Genomic DNA, 23015 nt, shown 5'->3' on the forward strand with positions numbered 1-23015 from the left:
CCGTGCAGACTGGCCGGCACATCCCGAGGGCACGCCGCCGAGGCTTCACGCTCATGGAGCTGCTGGTGACGCTCCTCGTCATCTCGCTCCTGATCGGGCTGCTCCTGGTCGGCTTCAACCACGTCCAGAAGACCGCACGGCAGACCGCCTCGCAGCAGGACGTGGTCGCCATCCGGGTCGCCGTCGAGCAGTTCCGCTCGGACTTCGGCTTCCTCCCCGCGCTCGTAAAGGACGGCAACGTCGCCCGCTATCCCGGTTTCCCGGATTCCGCCGATCCGCTCGTCGCCGACCAGGAGGAGCCCGGCAAGTTCAACCCGCGTGTCTACAACCGCGCTGTTCCCGCCGACATGGCCTACCTGCGGGGCAACGGCATCGACTCGTCCAGCACGGCTCCGGCGAGCGGCGACTATCGCTTCTCCGAGTATTCCCTCGCGTACTACCTGCTCGGCTCGCTGGGCGCGGAGGTGGACGGCGTGGCCGGCCCGGGCTTCGGCGCGCCACGGGCGGACGGCTCGTTCATCCGGCGCAGTTCGAAGCGCACGCAGCCCCTGTACGACCCCGGTCGCGGCGGGAACGTCGTCGCCGAGGATCTCGCTGTGGGACGCGTGTCGCTGGTGGATCGTTTCGGCACACCGTACCGCTTCTATCGCTGGGAGCAGGGTCGTCCGAGCGGCTCGCAGATGGGGCAGGTCGTCGAACTTCGCGACGTCAACGTCCCGAAGATTCTCGGCGCGCCTGAGAACGACGCGCCCAACGACGACGAGCCTGCCCGTTCGAACCCTGAGTTTCGCAACGCAGCCTACGCCATCGTCTCGGCCGGGCCGAACCGCGTGTTCGGCGACATCCCGACCGAAACGGGCGACGACATCGAGCGTGCGCTCGGGCGTGCGTTCCGGACCGACCTGGAGCGGGAGCGGGCCGGGCGCGACGACAACGTCGCGGAGGTGAGCAAGTGATGATGATGAGTCGCCGTCCTGAGCAATCGTTCACGCTGACGGAGTTGATCATCGTCATGGCGGTGATCGTGCTGCTCCTCTCGATCTCGATCCCCGCCTTCAGCGCGCTGCTTGACTCGTCGAACCGCTCGCTGGCGGAGACGCGCCTGCGCGTCGCTATCGCCCTCGGGCGCGAGGCCGCTCTCCGCTCGGACTACGGCGACGGCGCGGTGGTCTTCTTCTTCGAGCCGGGCGGACGCTGCTACGCCGCCGCCTACGAGATGGTCGGCACGATCCCCGACGAAAGCGAAGGCTCACCCATCGAACGCGACGTCTTCGTGCCCGTCCGCGAACTCGAGCCGGTCAGCCTCCCCTCCGGCTGGATGGTCCGCGGCCTCGCCCCCCCTGGCGCGGCCGGCCAGCGCAATGCCGACAACCCCTGGTACGACCGGGACAACGGCCAGCGCGATCGCTACGCCGACGACGACCGCAACTGGGTCTTCCCGGAGACCGCCTTCTTCGATCCCACGCGGAACGACGAGGGCCGCAAGCGCCAGACGTTCATGGTCCGCTTCCGCCAGGGCACGGGCGCGCTGGCCCTGGGCGAGACGCGCGAGGCGCTCATCCTCGCTCCAGCGCCGTCCACCGCCTTCCGCAACGCCGAGCCGTACCGGAGCCATAACTTCCTCGCGGCAGAGGATCCACGCGCGATGGTTCGCAGGCTGCTCGACCGCCAGCAGGTCTCGCCGAACCTGTGGCCGACGCAGCTCCTCGGCGATATGGCCAGCGACACAGCGCTCGCGCGCGCCGTACCGCAACTCGTGCTCTACAAGGAGCGTGAACTGGCCGCGACGTTCCGGCTGCAGCCGGATCGCACCACCGGTTCGCTGTACCGCGACAAGCAGACGCCGGAGTACGTTCGCCTGCCCGGCTTCCTCGTGAAGCCCAAGGAACTCAACGCCTGGCTCGAGGGCGATTCGAACAAGGACGGCCGGTGGACGGTGGATGACCAGGCCCTCGCCCGGTCGTTCGTCGTGCAGCGTTACGGTGGGGGACTGCAGGAAGTCGCTCTCGCGCCGGTCCCCGGCGGAGGGGCGGACCAGTGACCCGCGCGACCGTCCATCGAGGCGCTGCGTTCGGCTTCTCGCTCGTCGAGGTGCTGATCGCTGTCTTCGTGCTTGCGCTCGGGCTGCTCGGCCTTGGCGCGGTCTTCCCCGTTGTCGTGCGCGAGCAGCGCATCGCCTCCGACGCCACCCTCGGCCTCGGCGCGATGAACTCCATCAAGTCCGAACTCACGGCCCGGACCGACCTGCTCCGGTTCAACCCGGGCACGGGTCTGTACGAGGGCGGCTGGGTCCAGTGGGTTTCCAACGTCACGCAGCAGAACGGACTGCCCTTGAACGGTCCCTGGGGCGACTGGCCGGGTTGGAACCCACCGCCCATCGACGCGACCACCGGCGCGGTTCGGCTCGGAACGGGCGGCAGCGCGGTCGAGATCTTCGTCGGCTCGCGCCTGTTCCCCGCGCCCCACACCGAGGGCGTCGAGCCGCGCTTCGTCTGGGACTTCGTCGGCAAGCGCATCCCGCGGGGCGATCCGAGCGACCCCGCCGACGACGCCCTGATGATCGCGCTCTTTCTCCGGCGCATCGACCCGGGCATTCGCCTTCCCGTGCAGCCCGGCGCGGGGCGCATCTCGCTGGCGCGCACGCTCACGGACGATTCGCTCAAGGAGCCGAACCGGCGTTCGCCTGTCGGCGCGCGCCGCGACGGCACCCCCTCGAACAACGGCCTGAACGAACTGGGCCGACGCAACTACTCTCGCCCCGTCGTTGCCGAACTCTTCCCCGACTTCCTCGGCCCCGGCGTCGGACAGACGCAGCGCGATCTCATCGCCCTCAGCGACACCATGCCGGCGCAGCAGCGCCGACAGTACGAACAGATGCTGGGTCAGACCGGCCAGCGTTTCGTCGACGCGCAGGGCAACGTGTACCGCGTGGTCTCCGCCACCGTCGTCAACCCGACGCTGCCGATGGCCATCCGGATCGACCCGCCCGTCCCCATGATCCTCCAGGATCTCGACGGCGATGGGGAGATCACTCCCGCCGACCTCAGCCCGATCACCTTTGTGCCGCAGGCGCCGCCCGTGGATCCGATCGTCTTCGTCATCGAACCGTGAGCAGCGAGATGGAGCGAGCCATGAACAACCGGGCCGATCGCGACCGTCGCGGCTTCACGCTCATCGAGCTGCTCGTTGCCATCGGCGCGATCGCGCTGATCGCCGTCGGCATCGCGGCGGTCTTTGAGTCCGTCGGGAGAACCGTCACGGGTGGTCGTCGCGTGAGCCTGCTGAACCAGGCCGCCGCCCAGATCGAGCAGCAGCTCCGCCAGGACTTCCGCGCCATGAGCCGCGACGGCTTCCTCGTGATCCGCCACGGCTACGTGGACGTGAACGCGAACGGCACGCTTGACATCACGACCGGCGCGGACGACGTGATGCTCCATCCGGCCGATCTCGCGCCCCGCCCCCGGCGCTCCGATGAGATCGTCTTCCTCGCCCGCGGCCAGTTCACGAGCGTGCGCGATGCGTTGCATCCCGAGCGTTCGCCCAAGGGCGACCACGCTCGCATCTACATCGGTCACGGCGCCCGCTACGACGCCGACGGCACGACGGCCGAGATCAACGCTTTCGTCACGCCGGAGGTGAACCATGGGGCGAGCGGTGGCCCTGCCGATCGCTGGCGCCTGGGCGCGCGCGACGGTCCGAACGAGTTCGCTGCCGAGTGGATACTCGCCCGGCACGTCACGCTGCTCATCCAGCCGACGGGCGCGGAGCAAGGCCCGCCGAATCCCGACCCGTTCAACCTCGCCCCGGCGCGCTGGCTGGACAGCGACATCCAGATCGCCGGCCAGCCCGCGGCGTCGAGCCTCTTCCGCCACCTCGCGCAGTTCGGCTCGACGGACGGCCCGGTTCCCCGCATCCGGAACAACTCCGCCGGCCTGTCTCCTCTCTTCGCGTCCGGGCTTGTCGATGTCGCTACGACCGACCCCGCCGAAGTGCGCACCATCATCTGCGACGCCGCGATCCTTCCGGTGAACTCCTCACCCGCGGACTTCGACCCCGCGACCGGCACTGTGCTGGACGGCTCGTTCCAAGCCTCGCCCGCGAACGGCAACCCGCTCCTGGGCGATCGCAAGTTCGTCCATGCCTGGCTGCGCGAGTTGTTCCCGGCGCATTCCTACGCCGGCTCCGCGGGTGGGCACCGCATCCGGGTCGAGCCGTCGATGCCGGCCTACGTTGACACCGTCTCGCTCGCGGCTCAGCAGGGTTGGGCGTCGGACGTCCTGGCCTATCGGCTCGCCGATCAGCGGGCGGTTACGGCGCACGGGTTCGTCCCCCGCTGCACCGAGTTCATCGTCGAGTTCTCGTTCGGTGAGACGGTTAATGACACGAACAACCCCCGTCACGGCGAACTGATCTGGCACGGGCTGGAGCGCTTCGTGGACGCCGACGGCAACCCGGGCAACGGCCCGTTCAACGACGGGCGCGAGCACCGCGTCGCCGCGCCGTACCCGACCGATCCGGCGACGGGCAACCCCCGCCCGTACGCCACGATCTATCGCAAGCTCGACGGCACGACCGGCACGTACGCGCTGGCCGCGAGCACGGTCTACGACACGACGCTTCCCGCGGGCGGCACGTACCCCGTACAGCGGTACGCGCACTTCGGCTACTTCGATCCGACGTGGAACCCCGGCGCGGCGAACGAGCCGCCCACGCTGCCCTGGGCATGGCCAAAACTCATCCGCATCACGCTCTCGCTCGCCGACGCGCAGGACCCGTCGGTCGAGCAGTCGTACCAGTTTGTCTTTGAAGTGCCCGAGCGGCGCTCGTTCTGAGCCGCGACCACGCGGCGGGAGATGCCCGATGACAACCGACCTGCACAACCGCACGAAGCGTTCTCGCGGGGGTCGGCGTTCGCGCGCACGCCTGCTGAAGGCGATCAGCGGCCTGCCCGCGGGGGCGGCGCCGTCGCGCCGCGGCTCGTTCCTCATCATGGTCGTCGGCGTGCTGGCGCTGCTCGCCGTCGTTACGGTGCTCTACGCCGCGATCGGGCGGTCCGACCGCCAGGTCAGCGCGGCGGTCGTGAAGAACGATGAGCGCCACAGCGTCCCCGAGCAGGTGCGGGACTATCTCGCCGGCGTGATCGCGGCGGACACGTTCTCGACCTACTTCGCCGGCGAGTACGGGGAGAACGGCGCGCCCCTCCAGCGGCGCGAGGCGTGGGACTACCCCTCCTCGCCGTACTTTGTGACGAACCCGAACACGGGGGCGGTGGTTCCTGTCACCACACAGAACTTCTCGCCGACCGGCCTGATCAACCTCAGCGGCGTGCTCGTCGGCACCGGCACCGACCCGTGGCTGGCCGCGAGCGAGCCGACCTACCTCAACTTCGGCAAGAACTCCTACACCGCGACCGAGGAATACCAGCGTCAGATCGACTGGGCGCACATCTCGAACTTCGCGCCGGACGGCGCGTTCGTGAACCTCTACAACCTCCGCCGCGGCGGGGGGAACTTCGCCGCCACGCCGTGGGAGATGCGGCGCGACCTGCGCCTTTGGGACAGCGGTCCGAACGCGAACCCGACGGCGACGCTCGACTTCGGCGGTACGGCGCAGGATTCCGACACGTTCAGCCACCGCCCCGCGGAGTGGACCGCCCGCCAGCGGGCCGCGTTCCGTGTGCCGCGCCACCCCGTCGGGAGCGTGAACTCGTACAACCACATCGCGTTCCCGCTCTACCAATGGGCCGATGCGGACGGCGACGGCATCCTCGACTCGCGGTGGTTCGAGCTGGTCGAGGCGCGGCATCCGAACCAGCCCGAGCAGTGGCGCTCGTTCCTGAGCGATCGCCGCTACCGCTATTTCATCGCCGCCCGCGCGATCGACCTCTCTGGCCGGATCAATGTCAACACGGCGACGGACCTCGCCGACGCTCCCTCGCGCTCCAACATGCTCGGCCTGACGCCCTCGGATGCCGACCTCTTCGCGTTTCTGACGATGGAGAACGCCGCGCTGAACGCCGGGTCCGCCCTCACCTACGACCGGCTCGAACAGCCCAAGCAGGCCAACCAGCCCGGCGACTATTCCTCGCTCGACGATCCCGTCTTCATGTACGACATGGGCCGCTACGGCTACAACGCCCTGCGCCAGACGCTCTTCGCCGGCCTCGTGCCCCCCGCGAACTGGAACGGCACGAACGGCTGGGAAGTCAATGACGTGAAGCGCACCAAGTACTACCGCGACTTCGCCGGCCTGGGGATGGACGCGGCCGGACACGACTCCGGCGCGATGCACACCATCGCCGCTCCTTTCAACCTCGCCGACCTCTACGAGCTGCTCGTCTACAACGGCGTGAACGACCCGGCTACCCGCTCTCGCCTCGAATCGGCGGTCGGCGGGCGGTTCCTGAGCGGCGGGCAGCCGTATAGCCCGCTGCGCGACAACCGGCCGCTCGCGCTCGAACGCGGCGGCATCGACAACGACGCCATCAACGACGGGCCGAACGGCTTTCTCGACAACGACGCTCTCGTCCAGGTCTCGATCGACCCGCGCCGCCGCCTCACCACGATCAGTGCGGCCAGGCCGATCCTGTCGCGCCTCGGGGTTACGCCGAACACGCCGATTTCGACCACGGACCTTCGCGCCTCCACGGAAAGCCTCTTCCCCGGCGGTGTGCCGTCCGTCGATACGCTCTTCCAGCACTACGCCGACGCGCTGCTCCCGTACTCGTACCTCTCCGCGGCGTGGTCGGGCACTGCCGGGTACTCGACGCTGTTCTACGGGCACCGCGGGCCGGAACTGGCTCTCCGCATCGCGGCCCACATGGCCGTGAACATGGCCGACGCCTACGACGAGGACGATTCGCCCACAGTGCGGACGCTGCTCGTCGATGCGTCCGTCCGTCAGCAGATCATCGACGACGTGAGCGGCAACTACTCTCCGAACCTGCTCGACCTCGGCGACGCTCGCCTGGCGCAGGGCGAGCCGGTCAGCTCGCAGGCGATCAACGTCTTCGGCATCGAGGTCCAGCCCTTCCTCACCGAGGCTGCCTCGTTCGCCGTCTACACCGACACGCCCCGGCTGCTCGGCGGCGACGACGACACGGGCGAGCGCACGATCGGCGACGGGAACAGCCAGGTCAAGGTCTACACCCGCGATCCTTCGATCGACGGCCGCGTCCTGGAGAGCAATCCCGACTTCCTCTTCGAGGTCATCGCGTTCCAAGTCCACAACCCCTTCGACCGCGCCGTCACGCTCCCCGACACCGGAGGCTCGTTCTACGTGCAGTACGGCGACGACTACTACAAACTTGTCAGCGGCGCGTACGGCGGCGGCGCGACCAGTGTCACGATCGCCCCGCGCGAGACGCAGGTCTTCTACACGCTGAGCAACGGCATCACCGAGATCGCCACGCGCATCGCCAACATCACCGGCAACCCGGTCCCCACCGAGGAGGCCACCGTCCAGGACTGGCTGGACACGCAACTCGGCGTGGCCGCCATCCGCGTCGCTCCCGCCGACATCGACACCGGCACGCTGGACACGAGCAACGCGTTCCGCAACCTCCAGAACGGCACGGACGAGAGCCGGCGCGTCGTCAGGCTCTGGCGCAACTCCGGCGGCACGTCCCCGACGCGCATCCTCGTCGATCGCCTCCGTGACCCCGCGCCCGGCGGTGTCACGCTCGATCGCCAACTCAGCGGGCACGGTCCGGGCGCGCAGGGCGGCGTCTCCGGCGCGCAGCGCGGGCCGGAACCGCCCGATCCCAACGCCAGCCCCGACAATAGCGGCCTCTCCATCACCCGCCACGCCTCCATCCGGCGCAAAGACGACCCGCGCGGCGGTACGACTTCCGATCCGCCTCCCAGCGTTCTTCCCGCCTACTGCATCGAGTCCAAGTGGCAGGGCTCGCTCCAGAACGCCACGCAGACCGACGGCACCGGCTCGCGTCTGACGATCGGCGACTTCACCGGCACGAAGGGCGACAAAACGCTCAACGGCCTCCTGAACAAGCAGGCGGGTTTGGCGGCCCAGGCTCTGCTGCCCACCATCAAGCAGGGGCCGGACGACAAGAGCGGCCAGTCCATCGGCGCCAACATCGCCGGCCGCACGCTCGACGGTTCGCTGCCGGGCGAGACGCCCCTCTACGCCGTGCCCAGCCTCGACAACCGGAAGTTCGAGGAGACGGGCGGCGTGTCGCGCATGCGCGTCGCCGATCTCCTCCTCCCCCTCGGCATCGGCCCGACGTTCGACCCCGCCGAGGCCGACCAGCAGGATCAGTGGACGACCCTCTCCGAGGCGCTGGCCATCGCGCTCTACTACGAGAATCCGCCCGCCGGGGACTTCTACCACAATGCGTTCTCGATGGGTGTCGGCCTTGCACTCGGCCCCGCGCTCGAAGCGGGCCAACTGGTCCTCGACGACTTCGTCCCCTTCTTCGACGCCAACAACGACGGACTCTTCGACGCGGCGAGCGACCAGCGATGGGGCCTCGGCGTCCCGATGGCCATGACCGTGCTCGACCGCTTCACCACCATGCCGCGCCGATTCGGCTCGACGAGCGTCGGCACCTTCGGCGTCATCAACGTCAACACGGCGCCGCTCGCCGTCCTTCGTGCGATCCCGATGTTCAGCCCTGCGGCGCCCGACCCGGGCGGCGGATCGTGGTGGTGGTTCGGCAGCGGGCACGATGAGACCTCGGACATCGCCGCCACCGTCTACGCCTACCGTGACCGTCTCGCCATCTACCCGCGCGACTTCGCCGCCGTGCCCGTGAACCTGCTGAACTTCCGCGACGGTTCCAGCGGCCTGCCGGGCGGCTCCCCGCCGGGTTACGACCCTGCCGACGACGGTCGCCTCACCGCGACGGGCATCCCCGCCATCCGCGAGATGCCGGGCCTGCTGACACCGGGCGAGCTGCTCGCCGCCCGCGACACGCAGTACCCCGATGCCGCCTTCCCGCACGACATCGACCGTCTCGGCTTCAACGGCCAGAACGTCGCCCACGAAGGCCTCGAATCCGTGCGTTATGGAACGGGCGGTACGGACGACCTCGCCGATGACTGGGCCGAACGCCTCGTCATCGCCAACGCGGCGATGTCCAGCGTCAGCGTTCGCTCGGACGTCTTCGCGGTCTGGTTCGTGCTGCACGGCTACCAGGAGTCCGACGTGAAGGGCTTGGCCACTGACCAGCCCATGACGCCCTCGATCGCCCGTCGCTTCCTGATGGTGGTGGATCGTTCGAATGTCGTCCGCCCGAGCGACAAGCCGCGCATCCTGCTGTTCAAGGAGGTGCCGCTCTAGGAAGGAACCGGACGCCGGCGTATGCCCGGGTCCGTATGTGTGCCGCGACCCCGCTGGGGCGAGAGAGTGTGTGAGCGGGGCGCCGGCCCGTCGCAACCGCGGCGGGCCGGCTTTGTTCCCGGTTCGACGGGGCGGCCGGTCGGCGGGCGTATCCTTTCCCGTCGGCCCGCTGACGCGCCGACCGACAGGGCGTAGCTCAGCTTGGTAGAGCGCGTGGTTTGGGTCCACGAGGTCGCTGGTTCGAATCCAGTCGCCCTGATTCCGAACAACCCAGCAACGACGCGATCCGGGGCGCGGCCATACAAGGAGCCGGCTCATGCAGGGGATTCTCGACACACTCCAGGATCCGCACGCGCGCCACGCGATGCTGGTCCACTTCCCGATCGTTCTTGCTCTCATCGGCGTCGTGCCGCTGATCATCCACCTGGCGATGAAGGGGCGCAGCCGCGGTCTCGGGGTGGCGCTGGTGGCGTGGTACGCGGCGGCGTCGATCGGCGCGGGGCTGGCCGCGAACGCTGGTGAGGCGGCCGAGGAGGGTGTTGAGGCATTGGCGCTCACGCCCGCCGAGCAGGCCGCGCTGGAACGGCACGAGGAACTGGGCGAGAACGGATGGGTCTGGCCGCTCATCCCGGCCGCGCTCGCGGCGGTGACGCTCGTGCCGCGACCGCGCCTGCGTCTTGCCGCGGGCGGACTCGCGCTCGCCGCGGGCGCGGGGGTCGCGGTCTGGGTGGGGGCGACGGCGCACGCGGGCGGTGAACTCGTTTACAGACACGGGCTAGGCGTCCCGGCACGGGGCGCCGCGCCGGCCGTCATGCCACGGCTGCAATCGGACGACGACGAGGACTGATCAACCGAACGGCGGCGTGGCGTTGCCTCGCCCCGAGGCCATGCCCCGGTCGATCGCCCCGCGCAGCATGACGAACTCGCCGAGGTTCTCCATTGTGAGGAGACCGACGAGTCGGCCGTCGCGCAGCACCGGCAGCACGGGGCAGCGAGAGGTCTGCATCCGTTCGAAGGCGTCCTCCAGGTCCGCCGACTCGGGCACGGTGGGGCAGCCGCGCAGCATGACGCTGCCGACGCTCGCCCCAAGCCCTTCGCGTGCCAAGGCCTGCACGAGCAGGTCTCGTGTGAGAACGCCGACGACCTCTCCGTCGGCATCGACAACCGGGAAGTCCTGCTGCGACCCGGCGAGGAGCTCGGCCGAGGCATCCGCGAGCGTCTCGTCGGCACGGAGAGCACGGAAGACCGTCAGCATCGCCTGGCCGACGTTCACGCCTTCGAGCACGGAGCGTGTCCGGGCTGCTCTGGCCTCTGCCTGGCCGCCGAGGAAGACGAAGAGCGCGATGAAGACCAGCCACGGGTTGAAGAAGAGGCCGAGGGCGACGAAGAGCGCGGCCATCAGCCCCCCGACCCGGGCGGCCCACTCGGTAGCGTCCGCGTAACTCATGGCGGTTGCCAGAAGGGCACGCAGAACCCGTCCGCCGTCCATGGGGAACGCGGGGAGCAGGTTGAAGAGGACGAGCGCAACGTTCACAATCGCCAGGTGGGTGACGAAGCCGTAGTGCTCGCCCACGAAGAGCACCGGGGTGCCGGTCGGCCGCACGTCGCCGAACGCCGCGAGCAGGCCGAAGAGCAGTCCCGCGATCACGACGTTGACCGCCGGACCGGCGAGGGCGATGACGATCTCCTGGACCGGCTCGGTCGGCATCCGTTCGAGCGCTGCGACGCCGCCTATCGGCAGCAGGGTAATGCCGCGCGTCGCGATGCCATACCGCCGGGCGGCCAGAGCGTGCCCGAGTTCGTGGAGGACGACGCAGGTGAAGAGCGCGGCGACGAACCCGAGCGACCAGGCCGTTCCCACCAGGTCGCCGCCCCGAGTCAGGGACACGAACACGATCCATCCGACGAGGAGCAGGAAGGTCCAGTGCATCGCCACGTCGATGCCGAAGACCCTGACGATCCTGATCGATCCCTTGAACACGGTCGCTCCCCGCGGGTCGGCACGATCGCTCGCGTGGAGGGTAGCGGTTTTCCGGCGCGTCCGCCCACGCACGCCTGCGCGGGCGTGTACGCTCCGGTGTCATGGATCCGGCTCCGACCCTCGAACGAGCGACCCACGTTTCCGCCGGTGCAGCCTTCCGGCGCAATCGCTCTGCGGTCGTCGGGCTGGTCGTGATCGTGCTGATGGTGCTGGCGTGTCTGTGTACGCTGCCGTGGACGCTGGGGAACGCGCCGGGCGAGGCGGGAATTCCACGGTACAACGCGGGTGAGCCGCGAGCCGGGCGATTGCCTCCGTCGTGGTGGCGTGCGGACGCCCAGCAGGCTGTTCGCCTGAACCTGCTCGTGGATGTCGCGACGGTCGAGCAGATCGCCTCCGCCCACGGCGTGGCGGCGGATGAGATGCTGATCGAGACGACCGACGCCGCTGCCCGTGACCTGCGCCGCCACTGGCCGTCGTACACGCTCGGGACGGATGCGCTCGGGCGCAGCCTGCTGCTCCGAACGCTGACGGGGGGCGGCATCTCACTGACAATCGGCATCGCGGCCGCGCTCATCTCGGTGTTCATCGGCACGCTCTACGGCGGGCTCTCTGGCTACATCGGCGGGCGCACGGATGCGGTGATGATGCGGATCGTGGACATCCTCTACGGCCTGCCGTACATCCTGCTGGTCGTGCTGCTGGCCGTGGCGAGCGATGCGGTGATGGACGAGTACGTGACGCGCCAGCAGGCCCGGGAGCGGTGGGTGCATGGCGAGGCCGCGCTTGTCGCCGCGGAGCGTGGGCTGCCGACGGATCGGGCCTCGGTCGAGCGGCTTCTCTCACAGGATGCTGACCTTCGGGCGGATCTCGACGCGCGAACCGAGCGGGTTCCGAGCCTTCGCCGCCGCGAGATTTCCGACGGCGTGCGCACGACCTACGACGTCGTGGTGCTGCTCGTCGCCATCGGCGGGGTGAGTTGGCTCACGATGGCGCGGGTGATCCGCGGGCAGGTGCTGAGCCTCAAGTCGCAGCCGTTCGTCGAAGCGGCGCGGGCGGCGGGTGCGCCTGTCGGGAGGGTCTTCTGGCGGCACCTGCTGCCGAACCTGATGGGACCGATCATCGTCTACGCGACGCTCACCGTGCCGCAGGCGATCCTGCAGGAGTCGTTCCTGAGTTTCCTCGGGATCGGGGTGAAGCCGCCCCTGCCGAGTTGGGGGAACCTGGCCGCGGAAGGCCTGAGCGAACTGAACTCGTACCGCAGCAACTGGTGGCTGCTGCTCTTCCCTTGCCTGCTGCTCGGGGTCACGCTGCTCGCGCTGAACTTCGTGGGCGAGGGGCTACGCGAGGCGTTCGACCCGAAGCGGTCGAGGCGGTAATCTGTTGTCCCGCAGGGGGATCGATCCCGCGCCCCCCGGCGCGGCGGCCACAGAGAGGGCGTCCGATGCAGAACAAGTTCGGTCTCAAGGACTTCATCTTCCTCGTCCTCCTCCTCGGCGTCGGCCTGAGCCTCTGGCTCGGCATGGTTCAGGACGATCGGAAGTGGAAGGAACTCCGCACCACCCAGTCCCAACTCAACTCCATCGAGAGCAGCCTCGCCCGCATCCAGCGGCAACTCGACACGGGCATCGCCGTCGCCCGACCCGCAGCCGATCCTGGCGTTCCGTCCGGCGGATCGGCCGTCCGCCCCGCCTGGGCGCGCGAGGGTGTGCCTGTCGTGGTGGCGACGCCTTGGGACTTTTCCGTCGATCCCTACGAGCAGGAAGGGTTCACTCCCGGCGGCGAGTTCATCGAGATCTTCGAGGGCCAGCCCTCCAAGATCACGCCGTTCCTGTACGCCGACGTCTACGGACGGCGTGTCGTGGACTTGATCACCGAGAGCCTCGGCTGGTATGACCCGCAGACGCTCGAACTGAGAGGGCGGCTCGCCGAGGCGTGGCAGTACGACCCCAACGGCATGTGGCTGCGGGTAAAGATCCGGGACGCGGCCCGCTTCAGCAACGGCGACCCGGTGCTCGCCGAGGACGTGCGATGGACTTTCGAGGAACTCCTCTACAACGCGGAGATCGAGGCCGAGCGCTTCCGCAGCGTGTACAACGCGATGGTCCGGCTTGAGGTCATCGGCGACCCGGAGACGAGCAAGGTCGTCGAATACCACTTCAAGGAGCCTCGCTTCGACAACCTCGCGCAGGCGTTCGGGCACAAGATTCTGCCAAAGTCCGTGTACCAGGCGTGGATCGAGTCGCCCGCCACGTTCAACCAGTCCACCGGGCTTGCGGTCGGGTCGGGTCCGTTCCGGCTGGCGAGAGTCAGCGTGGACGATCAGTGGTCGCCGCCATCGGACATCGTGCTGGTTCGGAATGACCTGTACTGGGGGCCGCGTCCGCCGCTGGACTCGATCCGGTTCAAGACGATCCAAGACAGCCTGGCCCGCCTGACAGCGTTCGAGAGCGGGCAGGGCGACATGATGCGTCCGACGGGAGCGCAGTTCGACATCAAGTCGAACGATCCTCGCTTCAACGAGCGTTTCGAGGCCCGCAAGTGGTACAACATGCAGGGCGGGTATTCGTTCATCGCGTGGCAGTGCGGGCTGCGGAACAACCGTCGCGCCACGCCGTTCCACGACAAGCGAGTCCGCCAGGCGATGACGATGTTGATCGACCGCGAGCGCATCCGTCGCGACATCGAGAAGAACCTGAGCCGGCCGGCCACCGGCCCCTTCCTCAGTTCCACGCCGCAGGCAGACCCCGAGATCACGCCCTGGCCCTACGACCCTGAGCGAGCGGTTCGCCTGCTCGAAGAGGCGGGCTGGCGCAACCGCGGCGGCGTGATGGTCAACGCGGCGGGCGAGCCGTTCGAGTTCGAGATCACCTTCGGTCAAGGCTCGGAGAGCACGCTCCAGATGGTGACGTACGTTCAGCAGGCGATGGCGGAGGTCGGCATTCGTGTCACGCTGAGGCCGATCGACTGGTCGGTGCTGCAATCGACGCTCAACGCGCGCGATTTCGACGCGATCACCTTCGCGTGGTCGGCGTCCGCACCCGAGAACGACCCGAACCAGATCTGGCACTCGTCGTCCATCCAGAACCAGGGCGACAACTTCATCCAGTGGGCAAGCCCTGAGGCCGACCGGCTGATCGAGGAGGGGAGGCGCACGCTGGACTTCGACAAGCGGATGCTTGTCTGGCGTGAGCTTCACCGGCACTTCCACGAGGAGCAGCCGTACACCTACATGAGTGAACTTCCCTGGCTGCGGTTCATCACGAAGCGGACCCGGAACTTCCAGGAATACGCGAGCGGGCTTGAGTACTACGACCTCTGGGTCATGCCGTAGCCGATTGCGATTCTTCGTCCCTCGCTTCGACCGCGCGACACCGGAGCCGCCGACGTGACGACCTACATCCTCAGACGCCTGCTGCTGATGGTCCCGACGGTGATCGGGATGACGCTGCTGGTGTTCCTGCTGGTCGCGGCCAGCCCGGGGGGGATCGGCGCGGCCCTGACCGTCGCGGCGGGAGGGCAGATGGATTCCAGCACCCGCGCCGCGCAGCAGGCCTATCTCGAAGACCGCTACGGCCTCGACGATCCCATTGTCGTTCAGTACCTCCGCTGGCTTGGCCGGGTCAGCCCTGTGAAGTTCGGCACGCGCGACCAGGTCGTGCCGGGCGGCGAGGTCGTCCGCCCGCCCAAGAGCGTCAAGCCGATGCCCGCGTGGTGGCTGTACATCGACGGACTCCCCCGGGCCGAGCGGGAGTCGTTCACCTTCGAGCCGAACGCATCGGCCGAGGACAAGACGCGGGCCTACCGGCGTGCGTCGAACGACTACGCGCGGGCACGGTTCGCCTACCTGCGAGCCAAGACCGAGTTCGAGATCGCGCTCGGCGAGCGGTTGCGCAAGGCCGGGCACGGTTCGCTCGTAAAGGACGACGGCACGCTCCGTTCTTTCTCGAGCCGCTCGGTCCCGAAAGGCTCGGTGCCGGGCGCGGACGACGATGCGGTCGTCGAACGATTCGCGGCGATGCAGGAGGCCTATCAAGCCGCCCAGCGGGCGCTCGCGCGGCTCGAGTCGGTCTTCGCCGCCCGCCCGTTCCCCCAGGCCGGGTTCGGCATCTCCGGCGTGGTGTGGGTCGCAGCGCCGGACCTGGGCATGTCGTTCAGCCGTTCGCGTCCGGTTTCTGCGCTCATCCGCGATGCACTGCCGGTCACGCTCATGCTGAACCTGCTGGCGTTCCCGATCATCTACGCGGTGGCGATCCCGACGGGGATGCTGGCCGCGACGCGCCAGGGGTCATGGTTCGACGTGCTCTCGGGCGCGTTCTTCGTCGCGCTGTGGTCGGTGCCCGTCGTGTGGGCGGGCGTGCTGGCGATGGGCTACCTGGCGAACCAGGTCACCGGACTCGGTGCGTTTCCCGTCGCGGGGCTGCACTCGAACGACGCAGCCGCGTACACCTTCCTCCCGACGCGCGGCGATGACGGCTCATGGCAGCGTGGCTACCTGCTCGACACGCTCTGGCACGTCGCGCTCCCTGTAGCCTGCCTTGTCTATGGCGGGTTTGCCGTGCTGAGCAAGCAGACGAGGGCCGCGATGCTCGACAACTTCAACGCCGACTACGTCCGCACGGCCAAGGCCAAGGGGGTTTCGGGCAAGGACATCGTCCTCCGCCACGTCTTCCGGAACAGCCTGCTGCCTCTGATCACGATGTTCGTCAGCGTGTTCCCTGCGATGCTCGGCGGCTCGGTCGTGGTGGAGCGCATTTTCTCCGTGCCCGGCATGGGGAGTCTCATCATCGAGGCGATCTTCCTGCGTGACCGCGAGGTGCTGCTCGCCAACGCGTTGATCGTGGGCCTGATCAACATGCTGGCGCTTCTGCTTGCCGACATCCTGTACGCCCTGGCCGATCCTCGCATCTCGTACAACTGACATGACCACCGGCGACAACATCCCGAAGGTGGTGCGAACGGTCGGACCGGCCGAGGCGGTGACCGGCGTGCAACTGATGCAGGGCATCGGCCATCAGCCGGCGCAGGGGTTCTGGACCGAGGCGTGGGCGCGTGTCGTGCGCCGGCCGGGCGCGTTCCTCGGGCTGTGCTGGCTGGCGATTGTCGTGTTCTTTGCCGTGTTCGCTCCCTTCATCGCCAGCGGGCACCCGATCCTGCTCTGGGAAATCGGGCCGGACGGCAGCGTGCAGCGTGTCCACTCGCCGATGTTCGATCATCTCGGGCCGACCGATGCGCTGCTCGCCCTGGGCGCGATCGCGTGGGGCGCCACGCTCCTACTTCCCCTGCGGACGGCGCGATCGAAGCGCCTGGCCGTGCTGTTCGTCGGCTCGTTGCAGGCCGCGTTCATCGTCGCCGTGTGCGCCGGTGTGCGGGCGGCGTTCCGAACCCCTGACGCCCCGGACTGGATGCGTTCGATGCATGCGAACTCGTCGTTCCGCTGGGTGAGCGTCGGCGTCGTCACGTTCCTCGTTTCGCTGCCCGTTCTGCTGATCCCGTTCTTGGAGTCGCTGGTTCACCGCCTATTCCCGGTCGCGTGTGCCGCGCTTGCCGGTGGTCTGAGCGTCGCGCTGACGTGGCACGATCCGATCCCCTCGTTTACCTATCGCGCCCGCGAGGCTCGCGGCGAGATCCGCACGCTCCATACGCTCATCCCGTACTCACCCGGCCAAGGCTCGACCTCCCTCGACCTCCAGCCGCCGCGCTCGACGCCCATGTCGGCGATCATCGACGGCCTGACGCAGGACTTGGCCCGCGAGCTCGGCGTCGGCAGTTTTCAGGACGACCCACGCTGGCAGGTCCGCAAGCGACCGACCGATCCGTTGCTTTCCGAGACCCCCCCGACCGCGGGGCTTGCCAGCTCGCTCGGCGTGCATCTGCGGGCCAACGCAGGCCTGCTCCCGCGATCGCCGGCGGACCTGCTCGCGGAGTACGAGTCTCGGCGGGACCGCGACGAGTTCCGATCCATCCGGGACGTCTTCGCGTGGCTTGAATCGCTCGGGAGGGCGAAGTTCTGGCTCGGCACGGACTCGATCGGCCAGGACGTGCTGAGCCAGATGCTGCACGCCTGCCGACTGTCGATCTCGATCGGCCTCGTCTCGACCGGCATCGCCGTGCTCATCGGCGTCACGATGGGCGCGCTGATGGGCTACTTCGGCGGGTGGGTGGACATGCTCCTCTACCGCGTCGTCGAGGTCTTCATGGCGATCCCCGTCCTCTTCCTGCTCATCGTCGCTGCGGCCGTGCTGCCCCGAAACACCTACGTGATGATGGTCATCATCGGGTGCGTTTCGTGGACCGGCGCGGCCCGGTTCATTCGCGCCGAGTTCTACAAGCTCCGGGGGCAGGACTTTGTGCAGTCCGCGCGGGCGGTGGGGCTGCCGCTGCGTTCGATCCTGTTCAAGCACATGCTTCCCAACGGCGTCACGCCGGTCCTCGTGGACGCCTCGTTTGCCATCGCGGCCGCCATCCTCGCCGAGGCCATCCTGAGTTTCCTCGGCCTCGGCCCCGCGAACCAGGCGTCGTGGGGACGCCTGCTGAGCGACGCCAACAACCAGGTCGGGGACTTCGTGCCGTGGCTCGCGCTCTTCCCGGGCGCCGCGATCTTCTTCACCGTGCTCTCGTACAACCTGATCGGCGAGGCCTTGCGCGACGCCATCGACCCGAAGCTGAAGAAGGCCCGTGTCTGAACGCACGCAGGAGAGACGATGACCGCCAACGCCACCAGCGCCCGATCCAATCCCCGCGGCCCGGCGACGGACGAGAGCACGCCGATCGTCCGCATCGACAACCTCGCCGTTTCGTTCGACAACGGCTCCGGCCCGCGCATCCAGGCCGTGGACGGTGTGCGCATGACGATCTATCCGCGCCAGACGCTTGCGGTCGTTGGCGAGTCCGGCTGCGGGAAGAGCGTGACCGCGATGAGCATGCTGCAACTCATCCCGCGTCCACCCGGCCGGTTCGACCGCGGCTCGATCCAGTTCCGTTCCAAGCACGGCCCCGTCGATCTCGTCAGGCTGAACAACCGCCAGATGCGAGAGGTCCGGGGGAACGACATCGCCATGATCTTCCAGGAGCCGATGACGAGCCTCAACCCCGTCTACACCGTCGGCGACCAGATCATGGAAGCGATCCTGCTCCACCAGCAGGTTTCGGCGCGTGAGGCCGAGCAGATCGCCCTCCAGTCCATGCGCGACGTGGGCATCCCCGAGCCGGAGAAGCGCATCAAGGCCTACCCGCACCAGTTTTCGGGCGGCATGCGCCAGCGAGTGATGATCGCGATGGCGCTCGCCTGCCGGCCGCGGCTGCTGCTCGCCGACGAGCCGACGACCGCCCTCGACGTCACCATCCAGGCGCAGATTCTCGAACTTCTGAAGGAGCTCAAGCGGTCGCGCGGCATGGCGATCATGCTCATCACGCACGATCTTGGCGTCGTCGCGGAGAACTCCGACGTGGTCTGCGTCATGTACGCCGGGCGTGTCGTGGAGTACGCCAACGTCTTCGAGCTCTTCGACAAGCCGCTGCACCCGTACACGCGCGGCCTGCTCGCCAGCATCCCCAAACTCCACGAGCGGCGCGACCGTCTTGTCACCATCAAGGAGATCGTCGAGAATCCCGAGGAGTTCAAGCGGCTTCCGGGCGCGGAGCACGGCGTCCGCCCGTGGTGGCCCTGGCACGACCCGCCCGCCGATCTCGCCGCGCGCGACGGCCCCGCGGGCGACTACGTTCTCCGCGAGGTCGAGCCGCACCACTGGGTCGGCCTGTGGCGAACGGCCGCGCTCATGGACGAGGAGGGGGCGTTCCCCGACCTTGACTTCCGGGCCGACAATCGGGGACGGTCCGCGGTCGCCTGACCGGCGGCGACGGGAGCACGCCATGCGCGCCCTGATCATCGCGGATGAACTCTTCGCGCGGCGCGAGAACGCGATGCTCGCCCGGCTCGAGGTCGGCATGACGGGCGAGGGGGTGCGCGTGGTGCAGGCGATCCCGGAGCGGGGACTGCCGCCCGCCGCCGCCGACGCCTTCAGCCAGGCCGTCACCTACGCCGACACGGGCATGCCGTTCACGCTCAATCTTCGTGCGGCGCGGGTCGTATCCGCGGTCCGCGCCCTCGGCGACGGCGAGGGGGGGATCGATATCGTGCACGTGCTGGGCGGCTCCGCGTGGTCGCTCGGTGTGCAGGTCGCCCGCAGGTTCGAGGCGCCGCTCGCTCTGGAGGTCTGGCGAGGAGGACTGGTGGGGCGCGCCCGCCGCCTCGGCGCGACGCCCGGTGTCCGCACGGCATACTTCGCGCCGGACCGTGAGATCGAACGCGAGTTGCACGCCGCGGGGTTTGCGTCGCGCACCCGGCTCATTCCGTGGGGCGTGCACCTTCCGGCCGCGCCCAACGGCCTGCTCTCGCCCGAACGAGCGCCGACGATCATGCTTGCCGGTGCGGGGCGTGACACGCGCGCATTCGCTGCCGCCTTCGACGCGATCGTCCGGCTGATGCGCCGGCATGACGGGTTGATGCTCTTTGCCGACGCGGAGGGCGTGCAGCGGGCGGGCGTCTGGCACGTCGCGCGAGAGCAGGGCGTGCTGCGGAGCGTCTCGCTGCTCGACGACATGGACGCCCACCGCGAGCTCGTGCTTCGCGGCGACTTCCTCGTGCAGCCCGACGCGCGCGGTGAACACCGCACGATCTTCCTCGACGCGATGGCGCACGGCATGGCCGTCGTCGCGGCGCGTGATCCGCTTCTCGGGTGGCTCATCGATGCCCAGACCGCCCGTCTCGTCGATCCACACGACGCGGGGGCATGGGAGACCGCGATCGGCGCGTTGCTGGAAGAGCCTGATGCGGCACGCGCCCTCGGCGCGTCCGCCCGCCAGTACGTGCGTGAGCACCACCGGGCCAGCAGCCAGATCGTCGGCGTGCTCGCGGCGTACGAGACGTTGCGGACTCCGGAAGCCATCCCCTTCCAGGAGGGGTCCGGGGCGGTCCGATAGCGACAGCGTCAGGTCCGGTTATGCAGGCCGCGACGGGCTTTCCGGCCATGTACGCCGCGATTTCTCTTGCTTCGCTCAAGTCCCGGGACATGCTGGGAGCAGCGGGCTGCCCGGCGCGCTCCGCGCGACCTGCCCGCCGTCCACAGCACGCGCCCGGGAAGGGCGGAAAGAGAGCGGAAGAAATGAGCACCCTCGCTACGATCGTCGCCGCCGCGGCCGTCGCCGGCGCAAGCCCGAACCGCGACTTCGGCTCACTCGGCACGTCGTACAGCGGCGCGCAGTACGGGCACGCTCGCCTGCTCGCCACCATGCCACCGTACCCGACGAACCGCGTGGACGACACGCGCCGCCCCGGTTTCAACGGGCGGATCTGGATCGGCGAATCCTTCACCAGCGGGCCGCGCACGGAATGGCCGCTCGGTTGGGGCGACCCCGGCCCGACCTACTACGGCGCGGACCAGCGCGACTTCTCGCTCGTGTACGTGCGGGTTGGGCACCAGGTCGTCGCGATCCGCCCGTGGATCGCCATCCCCGAGACCGGCCTGCGCCACCTCGAGAACGGCCGGCAGGAGTGGCTCCGCGAGCGCGGTTACGTCGGCGGTGTCCGCACGCATATCCCCGACTCGCAGCGTGCCGGCGTGACGATCGCCTCGGCCGACGACATCAAGCCCAGCGCGACCATCCGCATACGCGAGGGGATCAGCCGCGAGGGCGTGCAGCGTCGCGTCGAGGCCGCGCCCTCCGGGGCAGCCGCGATCCTCGCCTCGGGCGAGCCGATCCGCATCTCCTGGCCGCATCGCGCCCCGGCGGAAGTCGTCGAGCGCACCGCGTCCACGGGGGGATGGATCGTGCCGCCGAGCGAAGGAATGGCGATCGCGGGCCGCTGACGCGCAGGATGACGGCCCGTGTGCGATAATCGGGGCGCGATGACGCTCCCCGGCTTTGATCCATCGAGGATGGCACACCAGCCGCGCGGCCCCGCTCCGCCGCCGTCCGACACTCCGGTCACGGTGAGCGCGCTCGCCGCGCTCATTGCGCGTGTCATCGACGACGGGCTGCCTGCCCGCGTGCGGGTCGTGGGTGAAGTGGGCAACTTCCGGCGCGCCGCGCACTGGTACTTCACCCTCCGCGACGAGCAGGCCGTCATCGGCGCCGCCGTGTGGGGGAGCAGGGCAAGGAAGTTGAAGTTCGAGCCGAAGGACGGCATGCGCGTCGTCGCCTCCGGCCGCGTCGAGTACTACGCCCAGAGCGGCCGCGTCACGCTCATCGTGGACAGCCTCGAACCCGTTGGCGAAGGGCCGCTCGACGCCCGGAAACGCGCGATGATCGAGGAACTCCGCGCCCTCGGCTGGCTGGACCCCGCCCGCAAGCGCCCCCTCCCGACCTTCCCGCGACGGATCGCCGTGGTCACCAGCAGGAGCGGCGCGGCACTGCAGGACGTTCTCGACACGATGAAGCGCCGCTGCCCTGCCGTCGGCGTGCTGATCGTCGACGCTCGCGTGCAGGGCGCGGACGCTGCACAGCAGGTCGCCCGGGCCGTGCGGATGCTTTCCGCCAGGCGCGAAGAACTCGGCATCGACGCGGTGCTGCTTACCCGCGGCGGAGGGTCGGCGGAGGACTTGCAGGCTTTCAACGAGCGCGAGGTGGCGGAGGCGATCGTGCATTGTGCTGTGCCCGTCGTCGCCGCCATCGGGCACGAGACGGATACGACGATCGCGGACTTGGTCGCCGACGAGCGGGCCGCGACGCCGACGCAGGCCGCGATGCGCATGACGCCCGACGGCGGGGCGTTGCTCCGCCAGATCGGCGCATTGCACAGGCGGCTGGTTTCTGACACGCGCCGGCGGCTGGACCTCGAACGTCACCGCGTGGTGTCCGCGGCGCGCGTGCAGCTCTTCAGCGACCCACGGGCCGTCCTTCGGCAGCGGTGGGGGGGCGTGCTCCGGAGCGCGGCGGACCTCCGTGCAGCCGCCTCCCGCGTCTCGTCGATCGCCTCACGCCGCCTGCACGCCGCTACCGCCGCGCTTGAACGTCATCGGCCCGCTGATGCATACGCGCGCCGCCGTGCGTTGCTCGTATCCACGGGAGAGCGCCTCAGGCGTGCCATGCGTGATTCCCTTTCCGCCCCCGACCTCTCGGGCGTCTCAACTCGTCTGGCAAGGGCGCAGCGGGCTTCGTTCGCGGCTACGTGCGCCCGCATCGGCGAGCGCGAGCGCACCCTCGCGGCCTTCAATCCCTTCGCCGTCCTCCGCCGCGGCTACACCTGCACCTTCGACGAGCGCGGCCGCCTGATTCGATCCGCTGCCGCAGTCCGTTTCGGTCAGCGTATCCGCACACGCACGGCAGAAGGCGAGTTCGGCTCGGTCGTCGCGGCTCAACCCGGCGATGGAAGCCACGCCCCGCCGACTCTTGAGCCGCCCCCCGATCAGTTGGACCTCTTCGCCGAGGGCGGGTAAGGTGCAGCCCGTGGCCCAGAGACCGCCAACGCACGACCGCGCTCCCGAAACTGCCGACGGCCCCGCCTTCGAGCAGGCCCTCGCGGAGGTCGAGTCCATCATCCAGCGCATCGAGGAGGGGCAACTCGGTCTCGAAGAGCAGATCGCCCAGTACGAGCGTGGCGTGAGACTGCTCCGGCGTTGCCGCGACGTGCTCACGAAGGCGGAGCAGCGCGTCCAGGAGATCGACGCCGAACTGGGCCGACTGGACGACGCGAAGCGCGGCGATGCAGGCTCCTGATTCACGGCCCGGCGAACCC

General features: G+C 69.0%; 15 protein-coding genes and 1 tRNA gene. 15 read left to right on the plus strand and 1 reads right to left on the minus strand.

The window, feature by feature from the left end:
• Positions 1-2 precede the first annotated feature (2 nt).
• The 6 genes from FBT69_00255 to FBT69_00280 all read left to right on the plus strand — a co-directional run bounded on the left by FBT69_00255 (position 3) and on the right by FBT69_00280 (position 10147).
• Positions 3-956, plus strand: coding sequence for a type II secretion system protein (locus FBT69_00255; GenBank protein ID MDL1903236.1), 954 nt, complete (start codon positions 3-5; stop codon positions 954-956).
• A complete protein-coding gene (locus FBT69_00260; GenBank protein MDL1903237.1) occupies positions 956-2041 on the plus strand; it encodes a hypothetical protein in 1086 nt (361 codons plus the stop codon). Before FBT69_00255 ends, FBT69_00260 begins: the two co-directional genes overlap by 1 nt.
• Positions 1941-4832 (plus strand): prepilin-type N-terminal cleavage/methylation domain-containing protein, encoded by a 2892-nt coding sequence (locus FBT69_00265; protein ID MDL1903238.1) that lies wholly within the window; start codon positions 1941-1943, stop codon positions 4830-4832. Before FBT69_00260 ends, FBT69_00265 begins: the two co-directional genes overlap by 101 nt.
• Positions 4833-4860: 28 nt before the next feature.
• The gene (locus FBT69_00270) at positions 4861-9300 is read left to right on the plus strand and encodes a hypothetical protein (protein ID MDL1903239.1); all 4440 of its coding nucleotides are present in this window, start codon (positions 4861-4863) and stop codon (positions 9298-9300) included.
• Between the two features lie 185 nt (positions 9301-9485).
• A tRNA-Pro gene (locus tag FBT69_00275) sits at positions 9486-9559 on the plus strand.
• 57 nt (positions 9560-9616) lie between these two features.
• On the plus strand, positions 9617-10147 hold the full coding sequence (locus FBT69_00280) for a hypothetical protein (GenBank protein MDL1903240.1): 531 nt from the start codon (positions 9617-9619) through the stop codon (positions 10145-10147).
• Here FBT69_00280 and FBT69_00285 read toward each other — a convergent pair whose 3' ends face one another.
• Positions 10148-11230: a site-2 protease family protein gene (locus FBT69_00285; GenBank protein ID MDL1903241.1), complete on the minus strand. Its 1083-nt coding sequence runs from the start codon at positions 11228-11230 to the stop codon at positions 10148-10150. It lies immediately after the preceding gene.
• 152 nt (positions 11231-11382) lie between these two features.
• Between FBT69_00285 and FBT69_00290 the strand changes: the two genes are divergently transcribed.
• The 9 genes from FBT69_00290 (at position 11383) to xseB (ending at position 22996) form a co-directional block, all read left to right on the plus strand.
• Positions 11383-12657: an ABC transporter permease gene (locus tag FBT69_00290; GenBank protein MDL1903242.1), complete on the plus strand. Its 1275-nt coding sequence runs from the start codon at positions 11383-11385 to the stop codon at positions 12655-12657.
• Between the two features lie 65 nt (positions 12658-12722).
• On the plus strand, positions 12723-14612 hold the full coding sequence (locus FBT69_00295; protein MDL1903243.1) for a hypothetical protein: 1890 nt from the start codon (positions 12723-12725) through the stop codon (positions 14610-14612).
• A 54-nt stretch (positions 14613-14666) separates the two neighbouring features.
• Complete coding sequence (locus tag FBT69_00300; GenBank protein ID MDL1903244.1) at positions 14667-16199, plus strand: ABC transporter permease; 1533 nt, start codon at positions 14667-14669, stop codon at positions 16197-16199.
• A 1-nt stretch (position 16200) separates the two neighbouring features.
• Positions 16201-17964 carry an ABC transporter permease gene (locus FBT69_00305; protein MDL1903245.1) on the plus strand — a complete coding sequence of 588 codons (1764 nt, stop codon included), beginning with the start codon at positions 16201-16203 and terminating at the stop codon, positions 17962-17964.
• 18 nt (positions 17965-17982) lie between these two features.
• A complete protein-coding gene (locus tag FBT69_00310; GenBank protein ID MDL1903246.1) occupies positions 17983-19128 on the plus strand; it encodes an ABC transporter ATP-binding protein in 1146 nt (381 codons plus the stop codon).
• Positions 19129-19150: 22 nt separating this feature from the next.
• Complete coding sequence (locus tag FBT69_00315) at positions 19151-20260, plus strand: glycosyltransferase family 4 protein (GenBank protein MDL1903247.1); 1110 nt, start codon at positions 19151-19153, stop codon at positions 20258-20260.
• A gap of 182 nt (positions 20261-20442) precedes the next feature.
• Positions 20443-21147 (plus strand): hypothetical protein, encoded by a 705-nt coding sequence (locus FBT69_00320; GenBank protein ID MDL1903248.1) that lies wholly within the window; start codon positions 20443-20445, stop codon positions 21145-21147.
• Positions 21148-21186: 39 nt separating this feature from the next.
• Complete coding sequence (gene xseA / locus FBT69_00325) at positions 21187-22716, plus strand: exodeoxyribonuclease VII large subunit (protein ID MDL1903249.1); 1530 nt, start codon at positions 21187-21189, stop codon at positions 22714-22716.
• The gene (gene xseB, locus FBT69_00330) at positions 22646-22996 is read left to right on the plus strand and encodes an exodeoxyribonuclease VII small subunit (GenBank protein ID MDL1903250.1); all 351 of its coding nucleotides are present in this window, start codon (positions 22646-22648) and stop codon (positions 22994-22996) included. The genes xseA and xseB overlap by 71 nt, the downstream gene beginning before the upstream one ends.
• Positions 22997-23015 lie beyond the last annotated feature (19 nt).

It is taken from the genome of Synechococcales cyanobacterium CNB, from assembly GCA_030263455.1.
Lineage (GTDB): Bacteria > Planctomycetota > Phycisphaerae > Phycisphaerales > UBA1924 > CAADGN01.

Coding starts and splice junctions, on each gene's coding strand:
- FBT69_00260 (MDL1903237.1), top strand. CDS start 956: ATGATGATGAGTCGCCGTCCTGAGCAATCGTTCACGCTGACGGAGTTG.
- FBT69_00265 (MDL1903238.1), top strand. CDS start 1,941: ATGACCAGGCCCTCGCCCGGTCGTTCGTCGTGCAGCGTTACGGTGGGG.
- FBT69_00270 (MDL1903239.1), top strand. CDS start 4,861: ATGACAACCGACCTGCACAACCGCACGAAGCGTTCTCGCGGGGGTCGG.
- FBT69_00280 (MDL1903240.1), top strand. CDS start 9,617: ATGCAGGGGATTCTCGACACACTCCAGGATCCGCACGCGCGCCACGCG.
- FBT69_00285 (MDL1903241.1), bottom strand. CDS start 11,230: ATGCACTGGACCTTCCTGCTCCTCGTCGGATGGATCGTGTTCGTGTCC.
- FBT69_00290 (MDL1903242.1), top strand. CDS start 11,383: ATGGATCCGGCTCCGACCCTCGAACGAGCGACCCACGTTTCCGCCGGT.
- FBT69_00295 (MDL1903243.1), top strand. CDS start 12,723: ATGCAGAACAAGTTCGGTCTCAAGGACTTCATCTTCCTCGTCCTCCTC.
- FBT69_00305 (MDL1903245.1), top strand. CDS start 16,201: ATGACCACCGGCGACAACATCCCGAAGGTGGTGCGAACGGTCGGACCG.
- FBT69_00310 (MDL1903246.1), top strand. CDS start 17,983: ATGACCGCCAACGCCACCAGCGCCCGATCCAATCCCCGCGGCCCGGCG.
- FBT69_00315 (MDL1903247.1), top strand. CDS start 19,151: ATGCGCGCCCTGATCATCGCGGATGAACTCTTCGCGCGGCGCGAGAAC.
- FBT69_00320 (MDL1903248.1), top strand. CDS start 20,443: ATGAGCACCCTCGCTACGATCGTCGCCGCCGCGGCCGTCGCCGGCGCA.
- xseA (MDL1903249.1), top strand. CDS start 21,187: ATGACGCTCCCCGGCTTTGATCCATCGAGGATGGCACACCAGCCGCGC.
- xseB (MDL1903250.1), top strand. CDS start 22,646: ATGGAAGCCACGCCCCGCCGACTCTTGAGCCGCCCCCCGATCAGTTGG.